12 protein-coding genes are annotated in these 17459 nt (G+C 62.3%); 2 read left to right on the top strand and 10 right to left on the bottom strand.

Going from position 1 to position 17459, the window contains the following annotated elements:
* Positions 1 to 501: 501 nt before the first annotated feature.
* Together AC07VY_RS05130 and AC07VY_RS05125 are read left to right on the top strand one after the other, a co-directional pair.
* The gene (locus AC07VY_RS05130; protein ID WP_495096502.1) at positions 502 to 3459 is read left to right on the top strand and encodes an autotransporter family protein; all 2958 of its coding nucleotides are present in this window, start codon (positions 502 to 504) and stop codon (positions 3457 to 3459) included.
* A 453-nt stretch (positions 3460 to 3912) separates the two neighbouring features.
* A complete protein-coding gene (locus AC07VY_RS05125) occupies positions 3913 to 5721 on the top strand; it encodes a M14 family metallopeptidase (protein ID WP_495096503.1) in 1809 nt (602 codons plus the stop codon).
* Between the two features lie 23 nt (positions 5722 to 5744).
* Here the strand turns inward: AC07VY_RS05125 and AC07VY_RS05120 are convergent, their stop codons facing one another.
* The 10 genes from AC07VY_RS05120 to AC07VY_RS05075 all read right to left on the bottom strand — a co-directional run bounded on the left by AC07VY_RS05120 (position 5745) and on the right by AC07VY_RS05075 (position 17453).
* Entirely contained in the window at positions 5745 to 6377 is a 633-nt protein-coding gene (locus AC07VY_RS05120; RefSeq protein WP_495096504.1) for a hypothetical protein, read from the bottom strand.
* Entirely contained in the window at positions 6374 to 7471 is a 1098-nt protein-coding gene (gene zapE / locus AC07VY_RS05115; RefSeq protein ID WP_495074589.1) for a cell division protein ZapE, read from the bottom strand. The genes AC07VY_RS05120 and zapE overlap by 4 nt, the downstream gene beginning before the upstream one ends.
* 85 nt (positions 7472 to 7556) lie before the next feature.
* Positions 7557 to 8975 carry a dihydrolipoyl dehydrogenase gene (lpdA, locus tag AC07VY_RS05110; RefSeq protein WP_495074590.1) on the bottom strand — a complete coding sequence of 473 codons (1419 nt, stop codon included), beginning with the start codon at positions 8973 to 8975 and terminating at the stop codon, positions 7557 to 7559.
* A 69-nt stretch (positions 8976 to 9044) separates the two neighbouring features.
* Positions 9045 to 10298, bottom strand: coding sequence for a 2-oxoglutarate dehydrogenase complex dihydrolipoyllysine-residue succinyltransferase (odhB, locus tag AC07VY_RS05105; protein ID WP_495096505.1), 1254 nt, complete (start codon positions 10296 to 10298; stop codon positions 9045 to 9047).
* A gap of 95 nt (positions 10299 to 10393) precedes the next feature.
* On the bottom strand, positions 10394 to 13267 hold the full coding sequence (locus AC07VY_RS05100) for a 2-oxoglutarate dehydrogenase E1 component (RefSeq protein WP_495074593.1): 2874 nt from the start codon (positions 13265 to 13267) through the stop codon (positions 10394 to 10396).
* A gap of 271 nt (positions 13268 to 13538) precedes the next feature.
* Positions 13539 to 14141 (bottom strand): isochorismatase family protein, encoded by a 603-nt coding sequence (locus tag AC07VY_RS05095; protein ID WP_495096506.1) that lies wholly within the window; start codon positions 14139 to 14141, stop codon positions 13539 to 13541.
* Positions 14142 to 14180: 39 nt separating this feature from the next.
* Positions 14181 to 14756 carry an RBBP9/YdeN family alpha/beta hydrolase gene (locus tag AC07VY_RS05090; RefSeq protein WP_495074595.1) on the bottom strand — a complete coding sequence of 192 codons (576 nt, stop codon included), beginning with the start codon at positions 14754 to 14756 and terminating at the stop codon, positions 14181 to 14183.
* A 180-nt stretch (positions 14757 to 14936) separates the two neighbouring features.
* Positions 14937 to 15734 (bottom strand): MetQ/NlpA family ABC transporter substrate-binding protein, encoded by a 798-nt coding sequence (locus AC07VY_RS05085; protein WP_495096507.1) that lies wholly within the window; start codon positions 15732 to 15734, stop codon positions 14937 to 14939.
* Positions 15735 to 15754: 20 nt separating this feature from the next.
* Positions 15755 to 16420, bottom strand: coding sequence for a methionine ABC transporter permease (locus tag AC07VY_RS05080; protein WP_495096508.1), 666 nt, complete (start codon positions 16418 to 16420; stop codon positions 15755 to 15757).
* Positions 16413 to 17453: a methionine ABC transporter ATP-binding protein gene (locus AC07VY_RS05075; protein WP_495096509.1), complete on the bottom strand. Its 1041-nt coding sequence runs from the start codon at positions 17451 to 17453 to the stop codon at positions 16413 to 16415. The genes AC07VY_RS05080 and AC07VY_RS05075 overlap by 8 nt, the downstream gene beginning before the upstream one ends.
* Positions 17454 to 17459 lie beyond the last annotated feature (6 nt).

The raw sequence follows: 17459 nt of genomic DNA, 5'->3' as shown, positions 1-17459 counted from the left end.
ACGCCATGAACATGCAAGACGTTCTTGATCAGACTTAAGCCGACTCAGACTGTTGCCGTCTGACGTTCCTTGGATACTGGGGAGACCCAAGTTTCCTCTATTGCAACCCTCTTGCCACTAAGAGGTGCTTGCCATCCCATTACTCCAATACCCAGGTCAGGACTCCACGGAAATCAACGCACACAGGACAAGGCTTCTGCGCACCCGAACCACAAACGCGCCACCGGTGCGACGAATTGAGCAACTCGGTGCATGAATGCGGCACCTTACTTCCTCGAGTGGTTGGGGCATTTTCAGAAATTCACTCTAAGTTCGAGACTTATTGCTCTGTTGTATTTATGTAAAGCAACCAATACTTCAGCTCTGGACGTTCGCCGCGCGCAAACGAAATCTCTGCAGACCTCAGGGGAACGAAGATTACTGAGTTGTACGTTCGTGGCAGGGCAACAAATAGCCTCCCCCTCGCGTCAGCCGACGAAGAGGAACCTCGAAAAACACCCGATGAAATACCGTTACCCCGCGCAGCGAACAGCAAACCCACATGTTGATCCGATCACCTGTGCCACTCGGAATGCCGGCTCAGTTGCAGCCGAGAGCCTCTGTGGGCACGGTGTTCCCATCGCCATTCTGGCCATAGCGGCCGGCCTTGCGTCGGACGCGGCCCTGGCGGCTTGCACCACTGTTGCAGGCGCGCAAGTCCAGGCCACTCTCTCCTCAACTTGTGCTGCCGTGGGCAGCTTTAACGGCACTGGTGCGACCACGAACACCGGTGCACTGGCTGCACAGACGGGCGGCGTAATCAACGCCGCTGCCACCGTGCCCCTGCCCTTGTCCCGAAACAACGCGGCAGGAGCATATGCATCTGACACAGACTCGCAGGTCCACCTGCAGGACGGCGCTACCATCACCAGGGTGGGCACGAGCGGCTCAAACAACCTGGGCCTCCATGCCAGCCTCGGTGGCACCATTACCGTCGACGGACTGTTGTCGATCAACTTGCCCAACGGGGCGGGCAACCATGGCGTGTTGACCGAAGACAGCGGCACCCTCGTCACATTGAACGGCCCCGTCGACATCACGATGGGCAGTGGCTCCGCATTTGCCCCAGGGATCCGCGCCCTCACCGGTTCAGACCTGGTCGCCAATGGCGCCGTGACCATCAACACCGCGGGCGGCAACAGATCGGATGCCATTGCGGCCAATTCGGCCACCATCACATTGAATGGTGCACTGGATCTCACGACCAGTGGCTCGCAGGCTTCCGCACTCAAAGTCACCACGGTGGGCAGCATTACCTACAACGGGCTGGCCACTTTCAATATCAGCAGTATCAACGGATCCGGGATCCGGGCGGTCACCGGTGGTATCGTGACCGCAGGTACGTCTTCGAACACATCGATCAACGTCACGGGCGTCAATGGCCAAGGCATCTCTTCGAGAGACGTCGGCTCCCAGGTGAACCTGGCGGGCACGATGCTCATTGACGTAAGCAGCGCCACGCAGGCCAACCTTCCCAGCGGCAATCTGGAGTCTTACGCCGCCGGTCTGCTGGCCGACCTGGGTGGCACCATCACATCAACAGGCGCGCTTCATATCAACACCACTGACGCGTCGAGCTATGGCGCACTGATTACGGGAAGCAACTCCACCATCGCAGCCACGGGCGGCGGCACAGTCAAGGCAGCGGGCGTTGCCATTGGTTTTCTGACCGGTGCCGATCAAAGAGCCAGCTTCGATGGCTTTGCCATCAGCAACACCTCGGGCGATCTGATCCAGGTCAACGCGGCTACCGGCAGTTCTTCGCTTGCGCTGACCAACAGCACGGCCTCGGCCGTCTCGGGCGGCAAGCTGTTGCATGTCACGAACGGCAGCACGTTTGTATTGACTGCCGATCGCAGCACACTGAGCGGAGACATCGTGACAGACGCCGGCAGTGCCGTCAGCATGGGTTTGCTGAACGGTTCGAGCCTGACCGGTACCATCGATCCGGTGACCCTGGCCATTGACGGCACCAGTCGGTGGACGATGACCGGTGATTCCGCTTTGAGCGGCTTGACCCTCGCCGGGCGCATCGACTTCCAGGCACCCGGCACGACCTTTGTTCCCAAGACCCTGACCGTCAACGGCAACTGGATTGGCCAGGGCGGCACGGTGCTGCTGAATACGTCACAGGGCGGTTCCAGCTCGCTAACCGATCAGATCGTCCTCAATGGCGGCACGGTCAGCGGCAGCACCAATCTGCAGATCAACAACGCCGGGGGCCTGGGGGCGCTGACCACCGGCAATGGCATCGAAGTGGTTTCGGCACTCAACGGCGCCACCACCACCGCGCAGACCACCAAAGATGCGTTCGCGCTCGCGGGTGGCCACGTCGACGCAGGTGCCTACGAGTACCGCCTGTACGCCGCCGACGCCAACGGCGCCGGCGAGAACTGGTATCTGCGATCAACCGCCACGGCAACGACAAGCACGAGCGCCGTGCAAGTGCCGACCTACCGCGCCGAAGTCCCCCTGCTCTCCGGGTTGCCCAGTCAAATACGCCAGGCAAACCTGGCCATGATCGGCAACCTGCACCAACGCATCGGCGACGACGATGTCAAGACAGGCGCCGCCGCATCGACCGACACCGAGCTCCGCGCCTGGGGCCGCGTGATCGCCGCCAACATCGACATCCGCCAGCAAGGCACAGTCAACCCGCACAGCCAGGGCAACGTCAAGGGTTTCCAGTCTGGCACTGATCTATTCGCCACATCGAACTGGCACGCCGGCGTGTACGTCGGCCAGCTCGACGGCAGCGTCCGGGTCAGCGGCTTCTCGAGCGGTATCGCCAACCTAGACGTCGGCTCCAACGACCTGAGCAGCCAGTACCTGGGCGCCTACGGCACCTGGACCGCCGATTCGGGCTTCTACGCCGACGCCGTGTTGCAAGCCGGGCGACACCGTTACAACATCGAACCCCTGTCGACTCAACGCAACTCGGGCAAAGGCAACAGCCTGATGGCGTCGATCGAAGTGGGCCAGGCATTCACAATGTGCGAAAGCGTCTGGAAGATCGAGCCGCAATTGCAGCTGATTCACCAGCACCTGAAGCTGGACGACATCGTGATCTCTGGTGCCAACGTGCGGCAGGACAGCAACGACGGCTGGATCGCGCGCGTCGGTGTGCGCGTGAAAGGCGATAGCTACACGAGCCTCGGCACACTACAGCCGTACGGCCGCTTCAACATCTACAAGGCGAGCGGTGGCGCCGACGTCACCCACTTCATCGGAGCTGCCACCACGACCGACATCACGAGCCGCACCGGCTTTACCGCCAGCGAACTGGCCGGCGGCTTCACCCTGGAGCTGAACAAGACCACCAGCATCTACAGCGAAATCGGAAAGCAGTGGGCCTCGGGCGGCGATGCGAAGGTGAAGAGTACGGTACAGGGTTCGCTGGGTTTGCGCGTGAAATGGTGAAACCCTGCTTCATCCGATAGCGTGGTCACAGACGCACCATTTACTGCTCCTATGAGCAATATTAAGACGCAAGGATCGAGCGACTGAGAATGCAAACGACAGCGACGTTCTATCGCAAACTTGAATCGCTAAGGTTCCGTTGTCGGTAGACGGTGCGTTTGATGACTGAATGCTCGACGCATTCCTTCTTGCAACATATGAAGCCCCGTAGAGCAGCCATCCTGCCAACACTAGGCTTCTGGGGGTAGGTAGCCATGGTGGTCAAAACAAATCAAGCTGCACTGACGGCACAAGCATACATGGCGGCCGGCTTTGCGTGAACCGTGTTTGTCCTGGATGGCATTAGCCTAGGCCCTGGCTTTCGGGGTGCCCCCCAGTTGCTGCCAGCAGGCTGAACAACGGAGATACCTTCCGTTAACATGCCACATTCCATAGCAGAGCAGTTTGGCCACCATGACCCCTCGTATGCGCACCGCCTCTCCCGTGCTCCCTGCCACCCGCCCGGTCTACGCAGCCTGCCTAGCCGCGCTGGTGCTGCTGCAAGTCGCTTGCTCATCCACGCCGCTGCCGCCCTGGCCCACGTCCGCCGACACGACAGCACCCACGCGCATTGCACCCACGTCGCCCCCCGCACCAAGCAAGCCAGCGGCAGCCCCTCCGGCGGCCGTGGCCAGCCCGGTCAATCCCCCACAGGCCGTCGCGCTGAGCGATACCGGTGCCGATGCCACGGAAAGCCCGGCAGTGGCTGCGCGCTTCCCGGCACCGCCGCTGGCCTACAGCACGCCCGGTCTGCAGAGCGGACGCAGCAACTTCACCAGCAACCCGGAAATCATCGACTGGCTCAACGAGCTGGCCGCCCACCCCAGCCCGGGTGTCAAGGCCACGGTGCTGTCCATGGGCCAATCGCAGCAAGGCTCGCCCCTGGTCGCCCTGTTGTTGACCCGGGCGTCCAGCCCCGACGCCCCCACGGTGCTGGCCACCGGACGCCCCACCGTGCTACTGGTGGGGCAGCAACATGGCAATGAACCCGCCGGCAGCGAGGCGCTGCTGGTGGTGGCCCGCGAACTCAGCCAGGGCCTGCTGGAGCCCATGCTGGACAAGATCAATGTCATCGTGGTGCCACGCGCCAACCCCGATGGAGCGGCCGCCAACCAGCGCGCTACCGCCAACGGCATCGACATGAACCGCGACCACCTGCTGCTGAACACGCCGGAAGCCCGTGCACTGGCCCAGCTGGAGCGCAACTACCAGCCCATGGTGGTGGTGGACGCGCACGAGTACACGGTGGCGGGCCGTTATCTGCAAAAGTTTGGTGGCATCCAGAAATACGACGCGCTGCTGCAGTACGCCATGACGGCCAACCTGCCCGAGTTTCTGACCCGCGCCTCTGAGGAATGGTTTCGCCGCCCCCTGCTGGCCGCCCTGAAGAACCAGAAGCTCAGCAGCGAGTGGTACTACACCACCAGCAACACGGCGGACGACCTGCTGGTGTCCATGGGCGGCACGCAGCCCGATACCGGGCGCAACGTCAACGGCCTGAAAAACACGGTCAGCATGCTGGTCGAAACCCGGGGCGTGGGCGTCGGCCGCCAGCACATCCAGCGCCGCGTCCACACCCAGGTCACGGCCATGGTCAGCATGCTGCAAAGCACGGCCAGCCGCAGCGACGAGCTGAACCAACTACGGCCCTATATGGAGCGTGACGTGGCCAGCCAGGCCTGCCGTGGCAAGGCCGTGGTGGAAGCCGGCCCCACCAGCGCCCAGTACACCCTGACCCTGCTGGACCCGAACACCGGCGCTGACCGCAAGGTCACGGTGGACTGGAATTCCGCCCTGGAGCTGCAAAACACCAAAACCCGCAGCCGCCCCTGCGGCTACTGGCTGTCGGCCACCTCGACCGTGGCCGTGGACCGTTTGCAGATGCTGGGGGTGCAGGTGATGCGGGTCACGGAACCCGGTTCGCTGCTGGGCGAGGCCTATCTGGAAAGCAGCCGCAGCGAAGGTAGCCGGCAAGACGTGCGCGGTGCCATCCAGGACGGCGCGCCCATCGTCCAGACCAAGGTCACGCTGGTGCCGGGTGTGGTGGATGCGCCGCAAAACAGCTTTTATGTGCCGCTAAGCCAACCCATGGGCAATCTGGTGCTGGCGGCCATGGAGCCGGACACGCAGAACAGCTATTTCGCCAACCACCTGCTGGATGGCTTGCGCGACCTGTCACGCGTCACGGCCGAGCCTACGGTGCGGATGGAAAAGCTGCCCTGACTTCACAGGGCAGCTTTTGAGCCTCAGGGCGGCAGCGGTGCCGCCGGCGTCTTGGTGTTTTCAGCGTTGCGCTTGCGGGTCTGCTCCGCGTGCTCGGCGGCGTCCTGTTGCTTGCGCAGATAGCGTTCACGTTCTTCCCCGGCGGTTGCAGCCTTGCGCGCACGGGCGGCCTGGGCCTCCTCAAAAGCCTTTTGCTTGCTGTCCAGCGTAGCTTTGCGGGCGGCTTTTTCTTGTGCGGCCTGGGCGGCGGTATGGGGTTGGCGTGGCGTGGAAGGGGTCGGTGCACGCACCGTACCCACGCTCTTCTCAGCTGGCGTTGCACTGGCCGGCGGGCTTTCTTCGGCAGCCTTTTGTTCCATGCGCTGCAGCTGCTCGGCACCCTTGCGCTTGCGCGCGGCATCGTTGAGCAAAATCTCCTGGCGGCGAAGGTCGGCCATCTGGTCACGCCGCTGGGCACGGTTTGCATCCTTGCAATCGTTCACGGCAAACTTCTGGTAGCAGTGGACCTCTTCCTGGTCGAAACGCTGCTGTATCTGCGCGCGTTCAGACTGAATACGGTTGCGTTCGGCCTGCTCGGCGTCGGCCGAAGTATCGGTCTGCGCCTGGACAAGGCTCACCCCCAGCAGGCAGAGGCAAAGAATCAGGGGCTTTTTCATGTGATGTGCGTATCGACGATACGGCGCTCCAGCGCCAGGAATTCGGTGGACTGCATCTCGGTCAGGCGTGACACGGTACGCGGGAACTCGTGGGCCAGCGGGCCGTCTGTGTACAACGCCTCGGGAGCCACGGCGGCCGACATGATCAGCTTGCAGCGGCGGTCGTACAGCACGTCCACCAACCAGGTAAAGCGCCGCGCCGGCGACGCCATGTTCACGGGCATGTACGGCACATCGCTGAGCAGCACGGTATGGAACTGGCTGGCGATTTCCAGATAATCGTTTTGCGAACGCGGCCCGCCGCACAGCTCGCGGAAGTCGAACCACACCACGCCACCGGCCTTGCGCCGGGCCCGTATCTCGCGGGCTTCGATGTGCAGTATGGGGTCTTCATCCTGCGTCTCGGCCAGGCGGTTGAAGGCATTGGTCATCTCCTGGTCCGCTTCAGGGCCCAGCGGGGTATGGTAGAGCTTGACCTGCTCCAGCGTGCGGCGGCGGTAATCGGTGCCGTTGTCCACACTCAGCACTTCCAGCTTCTCATTCAACAAGGCGATCGCAGGCAGGATACGGTCGCGGTGCAGGCCGTTGGGGTACAGGTCGTCGGGTTTGAAGTTGGAGGTGGTGACAAAGCCCACACCATTGGCAAACAGCGCCGCCAGCAGCCGGTGCAGGATCATCGCGTCGGTGATGTCGGCTACGTGGAATTCATCAAAGCAGATCAAGCGGTAACGCTTGGCCATGCGTTTGCCCAGCTCGTCCAGCGGGTTCACCGTGCCCTGCAGCTCCTGCAGCTCGCGGTGCACCTCGCGCATGAATTCATGAAAGTGCAGACGGGTTTTGCGCCGCAACGGCACGGCGTTGTAAAAGCAATCCATCAGAAAGCTTTTGCCACGTCCCACCCCGCCGTACATGTAGACGCCGCGCGGAATCTCCGGGCGGTTGATGAGTTTCTTGAGTGCGTTGGAACGCTTCTCTTTGTACGCTGCCCACTCAGAAGCACAACGCTCCAGTGCTTCCACGGCGCGCAACTGCGCCGGATCGGCGGTGTAGCCACGCTGGGCCAGTTCTGCCTCGTAGGCCTGTTTGACGCTCAAAGAGAAAAACTCCGGTTGCTACAAATTAAATAGCTGCCAGCGCAGATATATTCTGCGCTGGCAGCCTTTTTCTTCTAAAACGGGATTAGAAGTTCAGCGTGCGCTTGTCCACGGCCAGAGCGGCTTCCTTGGTGGACTCGCTCAAGCTGGGGTGGGCGTGGCAGATGCGGGCGATGTCTTCTGCGCTGGCGCGGAATTCCATGGCCATCACGCACTCGGCGATCAGCTCGCTGGCCTGTGGGCCGACGATGTGCACGCCCAGGATTTCGTCCGTGGCCGCGTCGGCCAACATCTTCACCATGCCGGTGGTGTCGCCCAGCGCACGTGCGCGGCCGTTCGCCAGGAAGGGGAAGGTACCGGCCTTGTAGGCACGGCCTGCGCCCTTGAGCTGCTGCTCAGTCTGGCCGACCCAGGCGATTTCGGGATTCGTGTAAATCACCCAAGGCACGGTGTTGAAGTTCACATGGCCGTGCTGGCCGGCGATGCGCTCGGCAACCGCCACGCCTTCTTCCTCGGCCTTGTGCGCCAGCATGGGGCCGCGCACCACGTCACCCACCGCCCAGACATTGGGCAGGTTGGTCTTGCAGTCGCCGTCTACCGTAATCGCGCCGCGCTCGTCCAGGGCCAGGCCAACCACTTCGGCACCCAGGCCGATGGTGTTGGGCACGCGGCCGATGGAGACGATCAGCTTGTCCACGTCCAGCGTCTGGGCTTCGCCCTTGGCATCGGTGTAGGCGATGTTCACGCCCTTCTTGCTGGTCTTGATCTCGCCGACCTTCACGCCGAGGTTGATCTTCAGGCCTTGCTTGTCGAAAGCCTTTTTGGCTTCCTTGGCGATCTGCTCGTCCACCGCGCCCAGGAAAGTTGGCAGACCTTCCAGGATGGTGACTTCGGCACCCAGACGGCGCCAGACCGAACCCATTTCCAGACCAATCACGCCGGAGCCGATCAGGCCCAGCTTCTTCGGCACAGCGCCGACGCGCAACGCGCCGTCGTTGGACAGCACCAGTTCTTCGTCAAACGGCGTGCCGGGCAAGGCACGGGCATTGGAGCCAGTGGCGATGATGATGTGCTTGCCGACCAGGGACTCTTCGCCCACCGTGATTTCGTAGCCGCCGTCCTTGGCTGCCGCGAAAGTGCCACGGCCGTGGAAGAAGGTGATCTTGTTCTTTTTGAACAGGTACTGAATGCCGTCGTTGTTCTGCTTCACGACGATGTCCTTGCGGGCGATCATCTTGGCCACATCCATCTCCAGGCCGGAGACGGAAATACCGTGGTCGGCAAAGTGGTGGCTGGCCTGGTCAAAGTGCTCGCTGGACTGCAGCAGCGCCTTGGAGGGAATGCAACCCACGTTGGTGCAGGTGCCGCCCAAAGCGGGGCCGCCCTTGGCGTTTTTCCACTCATCGATACAGGCCACGTTAAAGCCCAGTTGGGCTGCGCGGATGGCGGCCACATAGCCACCGGGGCCGCCGCCGATGACGATCACGTCAAAATTCTTGCTCATGAAAACTTCCAATCTGATTACGTAAAGACCCATGGAACAAGGGCAGCCTGGGCTGCCCTTGGAACCGTCTTAAATGTCAAACAACAGGCGGGCTGGGTCTTCCAGCGCTTCCTTCATGGCCACCAGGCCCAGCACGGCTTCGCGGCCGTCGATGATGCGGTGGTCGTAGGACATGGCGAAGTAGTTCATGGGGCGCACCACCACTTGGCCGTTTTCCACCACAGCGCGGTCCTTGGTGGCATGGATGCCCAGGATGGCGGATTGCGGTGGGTTGATGATGGGGGTGGACAACATGGAACCGAAGGTACCGCCGTTCGAGATGGAGAAGGTGCCGCCGGTCATGTCTTCAATGCCCAGCTTGCCGTCACGTGCCTTTTGGCCGTATTCGGCGATCTTCTTCTCGATGTCGGCAAAGCTCATCTGGTCGGCGTTGCGCAAAATTGGCACCACCAGACCGCGTGGCGAACCCACGGCGATACCGATGTCGAAGTAGCCGTGGTAGACGATGTCGTTGCCGTCCACGCTGGCGTTCAGCACGGGGAACTTCTTCAGGGCGTGCACTGCCGCCTTGACGAAGAAGCTCATGAAACCCAGCTTGCAGCCGTGTTCCTTTTCGAAACGTTCTTGCATGCGCTTGCGCATGTCCATGACCGGAGCCATGTTGATTTCGTTGAAGGTGGTGAGGATGGCGTTGGTGGACTGCGATTGCAGCAGACGCTCGGCCACGCGGGCACGCAGGCGGCTCATGGGCACGCGCTGCTCAGGGCGGTCGCCCAGGTCAGGCGCCATGGTGGAAACCTGTGGCAGGGACTTGGTAGGCACGCCGGTGGGGATCACGGCAGCAGCTACCTTGGCAACAGGAGGATTGGCCACGGCAGCCAGTACGTCACCCTTGGTGACGCGGCCGTCTTTGCCGGTACCGGCCACGGAACCTGCGGCCAGAGCGTTGTCGGCCATCAGCTTGGCAGCAGCTGGCATGGGCACGCCGGCCATGGAGGTGCTGGTAGCGGCGGCTGCAGGCGCAGCAGCGGCCACAGCGGGTGCTGCAGCGGCAGGTGCAACAGCCACGGCGCCGGCCTTGCCTTCGGTGTCGATGCGGGCAATCAGCTGCTCGGCAGCCACGGTGCTGCCGTCGCCCATGACCAGCTCGACGATCACGCCGGCGGAAGGTGCGGGCACTTCCAGCACGACTTTGTCGGTTTCCACTTCGATGAGGATTTCATCCACGGCAACAGCGTCGCCAACCTTCTTCTTCCACTGCAACAAGGTGGCTTCGGCCACGGACTCGGACAGTTGTGGAACCTTCACTTCAACGATAGACATTTCAAAAACTCCAGATTTTTATATGTGGGGCGTGCGAGCCGGAGCACACCGCTCCAGCCGGCACAGCGTTGGCCCGGAGGCACAACGCGGGGTGCTTATTTGGTTAAGACAAAGCCTTTGAGCTTGCCGAACGCGCCGTCGACCAGAGCCTTTTGCTGCTCTTGGTGCAGGTGCGAATAGCCGGCTGCAGGAGACGCCGAGGCCGCGCGGCCCGAGTAACCCAGCTTCTGGCCATCGGCCATGTTCTCGTGCAGATAGTGCTGCACGAAGAACCAGGCGCCCTGGTTTTGCGGCTCGTCCTGGCACCACACGAGTTCCGTGACGTTGGGGTACTTCTTCAGTTCCGCAGCAAAAGCCTTGTGCGGGAACGGATAGAGCTGTTCCACACGCAGGATCACGACGTCGTCTGCGCCCTTTTCTTCGCGCTTCTTGGCCAGGTCGTAGTAGACCTTGCCCGAGCAGGCGATGACGCGCTTGATCTTGTCGGCCTTGACGTCCTTGTTCTCCGGAATGATGGTCTGGAAACCACCCTTGGTGAACTCGCTCAGCGGAGACGCTGCATCCTTGGCGCGCAAGAGGGACTTGGGCGTCATGATGACCAGCGGCTTGCGCAGGTTGCGCACCATCTGGCGGCGCAACAGGTGGAAGATCTGGCTGGCGGTGGTGGGCTGCACGACTTGCATGTTCGTGTCTGCACTCAGCTGCATGAAGCGCTCCAGGCGGGCCGAGCTGTGCTCGGGGCCTTGGCCTTCGTAGCCGTGCGGCAGCATCAAGGTGATGCCGTTGACACGGCCCCACTTCACTTCACCGGAGGCGATGAACTGGTCGATCACCACCTGGGCGCCGTTGGCGAAGTCGCCGAACTGGGCTTCCCAGATCACCAGGGTGTTGGGGTCGTTCGAGGCATAGCCGTATTCGAATGCCAGCACCGCTTCTTCGGACAGGATGGAGTCGATGACGACGAACGGAGCCTGGTTGTCGGCCACGTTTTGCAGAGGCGTGTAGGTGCCTTCGTCGAACTTTTCACGGTTCTGGTCATGGATCACCGCATGGCGGTGGGTAAAGGTACCGCGGCCGCAGTCTTCACCGCTCAGGCGCACGGGGTAGCCACTGGCCACCAGGGAGGCGAACGCCATGTGCTCGCCCATGCCCCAGTCCACCGGAATGTCACCACGGCCCATGGCAGCGCGGTCGTCATAAACCTTCTTCACCAGAGCGTGCGGGGTGATGCTGGCAGGCAGCGTGGTCAGCTTTTCAGCCAGGCGCTTCCACTCGGACAGCGGAATAGCGGTGTCGCCAGCGTCGGTCCACTTGCGGTTCAGGTACGGGGACCAATCCACTGCGTACTTGCTCTTGAAGTTGGTCAGCACCGGGTCGAAGGTGTTCTTGCCTGCGTCCAGTGCGGCGCGCATGGCCTTGACCATATCGTCACCCAGCGTTTCGCCGAAGCCTTGGGCCGCCAGCTTGTCGGCGTACAGCTTGCGCGTGCCGGGGTGCTTGGCGATCTTCTTGTACATCAGTGGCTGGGTCAGCGCCGGCGTATCTTGCTCGTTGTGGCCCAGTTTGCGGAAGCAGATGATGTCCACCACCACGTCGCGTTGGAACTCCATGCGGTAGTCCAGCGCGATTTGGGTTGCCAGCACCACGGCTTCAGGATCGTCACCGTTGACGTGCAGCACAGGCGCTTCGATCATCTTGACCACGTCCGAGCAGTACAGCGTAGAGCGGCTGTCGCGTGGGTCGCTGGTGGTGAAACCGATCTGGTTGTTGATCACGATATGCACCGTGCCGCCCGTGAAATAACCACGGGTTTCGGCCAGCGCCAGGGTTTCCATGACCACGCCTTGGCCGGCAAAAGCCGCATCGCCGTGTACCAGCACAGGCAGCACTTGCTTGCCTTCGGGGTCGGCACGGCGGTCCATACGGGCGCGCACCGAGCCTTCGACCACCGGGTTCACGATTTCCAGGTGGGAAGGATTGAAGGCCAGCGTCAAATGCACTGGGCCGCCAGGGGTGGACACGTCGGAGCTGAAGCCTTGGTGGTACTTCACGTCGCCGGAAGGCAGGTCTTCGGGGGCGGTGTGGTCGAACTCGGCGAACAGGTCGGCGGGCACTTTGCCCAGCGAGTTCACCAGCACGTTCAGGCGGCCGCGGTGGGCCATGGCGATGACGATTTCTTGCACGCCCTTGGTGCCACCCATCTGGATCAGCTCGTCCATGGCGGCGATGAAGCTTTCACCACCTTCCAGGGAGAAGCGCTTTTGGCCCACATACTTGGTATGCAGGAAGCGCTCCAGGCCTTCGGCCGCTGTCAGGCGGTCCAGGATGTGCAGCTTTTTCTCTCGGGACAGGCTGGGCTTGCTACGGATGCCTTCCAGCTTTTGTTGCCACCAGCGCTTTTTATTCTGGTCGGTGGTGTACATGTATTCGGCGCCGATGGTGCCGCAATACGTTTCACGCAGCGCATTCATCAGGTCGCGCAGAGACATGGTCTCTTTGCCGAAGAAGGTGTTGCTGGTGTTGTAGACGGTTTCCTGGTCGGCGTCGGTGAAGCCGTAGAAGGATGGGTCCAGCTCGGGAATCTTGTCGCGCTCGGTGCGTTTCAGCGGGTCCAGATCGGCCCAACGTACGCCCACATTGCGGTACGCAGCGATCAGCTGCTGCACGGCGGTACGCTTGCGGCCCATTTCGGAGTCGGCGCCAGTCGCCATGACCACCTTGGTGCCACCTTGCTTGGCGCGTTCTGCGAAGGCGTTCACCACGGGCAGGTGGGGCACGTCCTTGGCATCGCTGCCGTCCACGGCAGGCACGTTTTGCAGCGCGTCAAAGTAATCGCGCCAGTTGTCGGGCACGCTACCGGGGTTTGCAAGGTAGTTTTCGTAGAGTTCTTCTACATAGGGGGCATTGCCACCGAAGAGATAGGTGTTGCCTTGGTAGGCTTGGTACACCGAAGAGACTGGTTCACTCATATTCCGCTGACCTCCGTTTCCCTGCAGGAAACATTAGCTGGTTAAAGCTGGGTTTAATTAACCTTCCGCGACACGGCTGGACCGATTGGCGGATGCGACTGTGGCAGGAAGGGCCTAGTACGGGCGGGATTATCTACCCAATATGGGGCGTGTGGTGCCGAGTTACGGGCGAAGAACAGGTACCCGCTATTTTTTTAATAGCTGCCAGCGCACGCCGTATATGCGCCAGCCCCATTTTTTATTTAAAACTCTATGTGGTGCGGGAGAAACATTACTTTACCAAGGCCTGCACCGCTTTGAAGTCCGCATGCTCGGCGGTGCGCAGCCATTCGAACAGCACCATCTCGGTGGTAACCAGCTCGGCGCCGGCACCGGCCAGGCGGTCAAAGGCGGCGTCGCGGTTGCGTTCGGTGCGCGAGCTGCAGGCGTCGGTGACCACCCAAACCTCGAACTCGTCTTCCAGCAGGTCCAGCGCGGTTTGCAGCAGACAAACGTGCGCTTCCAGCCCCGCAATGACGATGGTATTGCGCTCGGGCGCGGCGTTTTGCGGCTTCTGCAGATGCTTGGGCAGGCTGCGGGCATTGCCTTGCACCGGCTTGGCGGGCGGCCGCAACCACTCGCCCAGGCCCTCTTCCATGCCACTGAAATGCATTTTGCTCAGGGTGTCGCGGCACAAGGCGCGCATCTCGGCCGGGTTTTGGCCCAGCTTGGACGGGTTTTGCTCGGTGCCCCAGACCGGCACTTCCAACAGCTGGGCGGCCTGGGCCAGGCGCATGGCGTTGGCCAGCACAGCGGTGTTTTCAAAAATGGCGGGTAGCAGGCGCTCCTGGTAATCAACCAGGACGAGTTGGGATTCTGGGGCGTCGAGCAGCATGGGGTTCCTTGGCGAAATCGGGGGCAAACAAGCCCCAGATTAAACCGCAGAAACCGCCGATAGCACCTCTCCCCCGGCCGGCTGCAACAGCCCGCCGGTCAGAGACTGCAACAGGGCCAGACCCAGCGGCCAGTCGCCATGGCCGGAGGCGATGTTGATATGCCCCGCGTCCTGCAGACGCACCATCTCGCTGCCCCAGGCGCGCGCATAGGCACCGGCCAAGCGCACCGGGCAGTACGGATCGTTGCTGCTGGCCACCAGCACGCTACGGTACGGCAGGCGGGCATAGGGCACGGGCGCAAAGTCGTTCAGGATGGCGCGACGCTCGGGGTCGGCCGGGGCCACCAGCAGCGCGCCCTGGATGCGCTCCACCGCTTCGGGCGGCAAATGGGTGGTGGCGATGCAGCCCAGGCTGTGGGCCACCACCACCACGGGGCCAGGCCTGGCCAGTATCGCCCGGGTAATGGAGGCCACCCAGGCCGCGCGGGTGGGTGTGACCCAGTCGTCCTGGTCCACGCGCTCCACGCCGGCCACGCTCTCGGACCACAAGGTCTGCCAATGCCCGGGGCCGGAATTGCGCCAGCCGGGCACGATGAGAATTCTGGTTTGCGTCATGGCCCGGATTGTGGGCAGGCCGGAGCCAAACTCCAACGACTGAATTGCTGTTTGTTTATGCGCATGAGCTTAGAACCAAATTGTCTGAAGAGACGCTACAAATTCACACATAAAAAAGAGCTGCCAGCGCAGTAAATACCTGCGCCTGCAGCTCCTGTTTTTATAGTGCGGAAAGCCGGGTTAAAAGCCGCTCAACACCGCTCCCTTGAACTCGGTTTGCACGTACTGGCGGATCTCCTCCGAGTGGTAGGCCTTGACCAGTTTGGCCACCCAGGGCTTGTCCTTATCCTGCTCGCGCACGGCCAGCAGGTTGACGTACGGGCTCTTGGCGCTTTCCTGGGCAATCGCGTCCTTGGCCGGGTTCAAGCCGGCTTGCAGCGCGAAGTTGGTGTTGATGGCCGCCGCGTCCAGGTCGTCCAGCGAGCGCGGCAGCTGGGCCGCGTCCAGCTCCACGAAGCGGATCTTCTTGGGGTTGTCCACCACGTCCAGCGGCGTGGCCTTCAGGCCGGCCTCGGGTTTGAGCTTGACCAGGCCCTTGTCTTGCAGCACCAGCAGCACCCGGCCGCCATTGGTCGGGTCGTTCGGAATGCCGACCTTGGCGCCCTCCTTCAGGTCCGCCAGGCTCTTCACCTTCTTGGAATAGATGCCAATCGGAAAATTGACCGTATTGCCCACCGCCACGATCTTGTAGCCGCGGTCCTTGACCTGCTGGTCCAGGAAGGGCTTGTGCTGGTAGCTGTTCAGGTCCAGATCACCTGAAGCCAGGGCGGCATTGGGCTGGATGTAGTCGCTGAATTCGACGATCTGGATCTTCAGCCCATCCTTCTCCGCGATCTTTTTCACCTGCTCAAAGATCTGCGCGTGCGGTCCGGCGGTGACGCCGACTTTCAGCGGTTTGTCCTGCGCCAGCACGCCACCGGCCAGCAACAGGCTGGTGGCCAACACGACAGCGGACTGGATGAATGTTCTTTTGTACATGGCTAACTCCCTAAAAATATTTACTTGTGGCTGATGCGTCGCACCAGCCAGTCGCCCAGGCTTTGCAGTGCCTGCACAAAGACGATCAGCACCAGCACCACGGCCAGCATCACCTCGGGCAGAAAGCGCTGGTAGCCGTAGCGGATACCCAGGTCACCCAACCCACCGCCACCGATGGCGCCGGCCATGGCCGAGTAGCCGGTCAGGCTCACCAGGGTGATGGTTACCGCTGCCACGATGCCGGGCAGCGCCTCGGGCAGCAGCACCTTGAAGACGATTTGCAAGGTGCTCGCACCCATGGCCTGGGCCGCCTCCACCAAACCGGCATCCACCTCGCGCAGCGCGGTTTCCACCAGCCGGGCGATGAAGGGTGCGGAAGCAATCGTCAGCGGTACCACCGCCGCAGCCGTGCCAATGGACGAACCGGTCAGCAGCCGCGTGAACGGGATGATGGCCACCAGCAGGATGATGAAAGGCGTGGAGCGCACGGCGTTCACCAGCGTGCCAATCACCCGGTTCAACGCCGGCTTGTGCAGCACACCACCCTGGTCGGTCAGCCGCAGAAAGACACCCAGCGGCACGCCGATCACGGCGCCAGCCAGGCCGGAGATGCCGACCATCACCAGCGTCTCCCAGAACGAGGACGCAAACAGCTCCAGCAATTGGGGCGTAAAAGTATCAAACATGGGCAACCTCCTGCACCAATACGCCAGCGCCGCGTAAATGGGCCACAGCGGCGACCAGTTGCTCGCGCGCGCCACGTACATGTACAGCCAGCGCGCCGAAGGGGCGGCCCTGGATCTCGTCCACCTGGCCATGCAGAATGTTCAGGTCCAGCCCGAAGCGGCGGATCACGTCCGACAGCAGCGGCCGGTCCGAATCGTCGCCCGCAAACGCCAGCCGCAACAGCTGGCCTTGCTGGGCCGGCTCGGTGGCCATCAGCTTGCGGATGCGCGCCAGCACGCTGTCCGGCAGGTCCTGCGGCAAGATCTCGTCGATCAAGCTGCGGGTGGTGGCGTGTTGCGGGCGGGTGAACACATCCATCACCGCGCCCTGCTCCACGATGCGGCCGGCGTCTATCACCGCCACCCGGTCGGCCACCTGCTTGACCACCTGCATCTGGTGCGTGATCAGCACAATGGTCAGACCAAAGTCGCGGTTGATCTGGCGCAGCAGGCCGAGGATAGAACGGGTGGTTTCCGGATCGAGCGCCGAAGTGGCTTCGTCGGACAGCAAGACCTTGGGGTTGCTGGCCAGCGCCCGGGCAATGCCCACGCGCTGCTTTTGCCCGCCGCTGATTTGCGCGGGGTAGCGGTCGCGCAGCGCCGACAGGCCGACCAGGTCCAGCAGGCCATCGACCCGGTCCTTGATCAGCGCCGGGCGCGTGCCTACCAACTCCAGCGGCAGCGCCACATTGTCAAAAATTGTCCGTGAGGACAGCAGGTTGAAGTGCTGGAACACCATGCCGATCTGGTGCCGGGCGGCACGCAGCGCGGTGGCGTCCAGCGCCGTCAGATCTTGCCCATCGACACGGACCTGCCCTTGCGAGGGCCGGTTCAGCAGGTTGATGGTGCGCACCAGCGAGCTCTTGCCCGCGCCACTGCGCCCGATCACCCCGAAAATTTCACCCGCCTGGATGTGCAGGTCGATGCCCTGCAACGCTTGCACCGGGCCTTGTGGGCCGGGGTAAGTCTGGTGGATGTTATGCAGCTCAATCATGTGGAT

This window comes from Rhodoferax sp. GW821-FHT02C08, from assembly GCF_059421805.1.
The sequence above is the reverse complement of the archived record's forward strand: the minus strand, read 5'-3'. Positions and strand labels throughout refer to the sequence as shown.